Annotated in this window: 2 protein-coding genes and 1 rRNA gene; 1 reads left to right on the top strand and 2 read right to left on the bottom strand. The window is 25.9% G+C overall.

The genetic code is table 11. From position 1 onward, the window contains the following. Window positions 1-523 precede the first annotated feature (523 nt). Window positions 524-2,935: a glycogen/starch/alpha-glucan phosphorylase gene (locus KQI16_RS12460; protein ID WP_330654230.1), complete on the bottom strand. Its 2,412-nt coding sequence runs from the start codon at window positions 2,933-2,935 to the stop codon at window positions 524-526. Window positions 2,936-3,169: 234 nt separating this feature from the next. On the opposite strand from KQI16_RS12460, the gene KQI16_RS12465 reads away from it, so the two are divergent. After that, window positions 3,170-3,307 (top strand): hypothetical protein, encoded by a 138-nt coding sequence (locus tag KQI16_RS12465; protein WP_216434868.1) that lies wholly within the window; start codon window positions 3,170-3,172, stop codon window positions 3,305-3,307. Between the two features lie 49 nt (window positions 3,308-3,356). Here KQI16_RS12465 and rrf read toward each other — a convergent pair. Beyond that, window positions 3,357-3,473, bottom strand: a 5S ribosomal RNA gene (gene rrf, locus KQI16_RS12470). Window positions 3,474-3,496 lie beyond the last annotated feature (23 nt).

Here is a 3,496-nt window from a genome sequence, read left to right on the forward strand (position 1 = left end):
ACGCCGCCAGCGTTCGTCCTGAGCCAGGATCAAACTCTCACTAAAAAGTTTAATCTGTCTCAAATTTCTTTGAGTTAATCTTAGACGTTCAAAAGAATTGCTGGTTTATCTTTACTTAATATTCTGTTCAATTTTCAAAGACCAATTTCAAATTCTCATTTGATTTTCTTTATCGCCCTCAAGCGACTTTTTTATTATATCCTTATATGAGAAATTTGTCAACATTTTTTTCTTTTTTTAAATTATATTTATATTTTTTAAATATTTTGTCCGTAGCGACATTGACTATATTATCATGTTAATATTTTTTTATAGGATATAACATTATTTAAATAATTAAAATATATTATTATTTCTCTATAACTTTCCATATTTCTTTTAATTTCTTATAGTGATACGTTAGGATTAGTTGTCTATTAATTTTGTCAAAAATATAAAAATTAAAACATATTTTGTAGAGAATATTTAATAAAAAAAAGCAAACTCTATATAAGAGTTCACTTTATAAAAATATATCAAAATCTTAATTCCAAATTTCATTAAAATATTCAAGTATAGTCCTATCTGATGAGAATACTCCTGAACTAGCTATATTTATTCCACACTTTTTTTGCCAATTACAGCGATCATTATATAATTTATCAACTTCCTCTTGGGCTTCTAAATAGCTATTGAAATCTTTTAATACTAAAAACTCGTCATTATATTTCAAAAGATTATCGTAAATTATTCTAAATCTATCTTTATCACTAGAATAAGTTCCATCTACTAAACTATCTACTACTCTCTTTATCCTATAATCCTTATTGTATAAATCATAAGAATAATAACTATGATTATTATATATTTCTAATACTTCTTCTGATCTTGTTCCAAATATAATTATATTATCTTCTCCTACATTTTCTTTTATTTCAATATTTGCTCCATCTAATGTTGCAATAGTTAAAGCTCCATTCATCATAAATTTCATATTAGATGTTCCTGAGGCTTCCTTTGTAGCCATAGATATTTGTTCACTTAAGTCAGTTGCCGGAATTATTTTTTCGGCCAATGAAACATTATAATTTTCCATAAATATTACTTTTATTTTATCATTTACTCTCTTATCATTATTTATTTTATCTGCAATTACATTAATCAATTCAATAACATTTTTAGCTAATAAATATCCTGGTGCAGCTTTACCAGCAAAAATAAAAGTTCTACTATTTATACTAATACAAGGATTTTCTATTATTCTATTATATAAATCCATTATTCTGAGACAATTTAGGATTTGCCTCTTATACCCATGAATTCTTTTTATTTGTGTATCAAATATAGATCTAGGATCAACTTTAATATTTTTTGTATTATATATATAATTAGCTAAATTAATTTTATTATCTAATTTAATTCTACATAATCCCTCTAAGACTAGCTTATCTTTTAATTTATCTTTAAATTCTATCAGTCTTAAAGGATCTTTAATAAAGCTTTCTCCTATATTTTCAATTAATAGATCTTTTAATTTTGGATTTATTTTTAATAACCATCTTCTATGATTGATACCGTTAGTTTTATTATTAAATTTTTGAGGATAATAATTATAAAAATCTACCATTTCTCTCTTTTTTAATATTTCAGTATGAAGTTTTGCAACTCCATTTACACTATGACTACCTACAATAGAAAGATGAGCCATTTTAACATAGCCATCAGCTATTATTGCCATTCTTGCTATCCTAGACCAATCACCTGGGTATCTAGACCATAATTCCTTGCAGAACCTTTCATTAATTTCTTCTATTATCATATAAATTCTAGGTAAGAGCATTTTAACCATATCTATTGGCCATTTTTCTAAAGCTTCCGATAAAATAGTATGATTTGTATAAGCCACAGTTCTATTCGTTATGTCCCAAGCTTCTTCCCAGGATAATCCTTCTTCATCTATTAATATTCTAATCAATTCAGGAATTACTAGCGCAGGATGAGTATCATTTATATGAATAGCAATTTTTTCATTTAATCTTCTTATATCTCCATTATTTTTTTTATATTTTTTAATTATACTTTGAAGTCCAGCTGATACAAAAAAATATTCTTGTTTCAGTCTAAGAACTTTTCCTTCATAACTTGAATCATTAGGATATAATATTGAACTAATTGACTCCACTGAATTTTTATATTCATATGCTTTTATAAAATCCCCTCTGCTAAAAACATCAAACTTAAATTCATTATCAATAGCTTCTGCACTCCATAATCTTAGTGTATTAATTACTCCATTATTATAACCTGTAATTGGTGTATCATAAGGAACTGCTAATACCGCTTCATAATTGTAATGAGTAGCAATAAGCTTATTATTTATATTTTCTAACCTTACTTCACCACCAAATTTAACAATTTCAGCTTCATCCCTCTTTTTAATCTCCCAAGGATTACCTTGTTGTAACCAATTATCAGAAAACTCTACTTGCTTTCCATCTATTATTTTTTGATTAAAAAAACCATATTTATATCTTATTCCACACCCATGACCTGCTATCCCTAATGAAGACATAGAATCTAAAAAACAAGCAGCTAATCTACCTAAGCCTCCATTACCTAATCCTTGGTCATTTTCTAATTCTTCTAACTCAGTTAAATCTATATTTAAATCTGCTAAAGCTTCCTTACAAATTTTTCTAATTCCTAAGTTTAATAAACTATCATTTAATAATCTTCCTATTAGAAATTCCATTGAAAAATAATATATTTCCTTTTGATTACTTTCCTTATATCTATCTTGAGTATTTAGCCAATCATTCATTAAATATTCTCTTACTAAACTTCCCAAAACATAATATTTTTGTTCCTTTGTACCATCCTCTATTCTTTTTCCGATTAATTCTAAAAATCTTTCCTTGAATTCTTTTTTCAAAGATTCTTTATTTATATTTTTCACAGATGGCTCCTCCTTATTGACCAAATCCATTCTTAATTTATTATATTTTTTTTAAGGTAAATCGTTCTTTGAATAATTCTATCCACATAGTATAAAAATTTATCAACAATAAATTTTATACAATTTAAAATTTTGTTGATAAATTTTTATATTATTCCATTTATATTTAATTGATAATTATTATCTCATAATATATAATATTAATTATTATATGCTATAAAAGGAGATATAAAAATGAAAGATAATAATAAAGACAAGAAAAAATTAACAGAAATACAAGCTCCAAAAAAAGTTAAGTATCAATGCTTACATAGTACTGAACCAAAAGAATGTACTTGTATTAGAAGTAAGGGATTAGTATTAACTAAATAATTAATTTTAGATAAAAAAAGACTTAAGAATAAATTCTTAAGTCTTTTTTACCTGGCAACGTTCTACTCTTCCACAGGGCTTCCCCTGCAGTACCATCGACGCTGTAGAGCTTAACTGTTCTGTTCGGAATGGGAAGGAGTGTTTCCTCTACGCCATTGTCACCAGATTTATCATTAAATTTTTGAGAGT

Origin of the sequence: Caproiciproducens sp. MSJ-32 (assembly GCF_018918055.1) — a bacterium.
Classification (GTDB): domain Bacteria; phylum Bacillota; class Clostridia; order Clostridiales; family Clostridiaceae; genus Clostridium.

Bases quoted from the DNA above. Each gene is read 5' to 3' on its own strand.
- KQI16_RS12465 (WP_216434868.1), top strand. From the start codon at position 3,170: ATGAAAGATAATAATAAAGACAAGAAAAAATTAACAGAAATACAAGCT.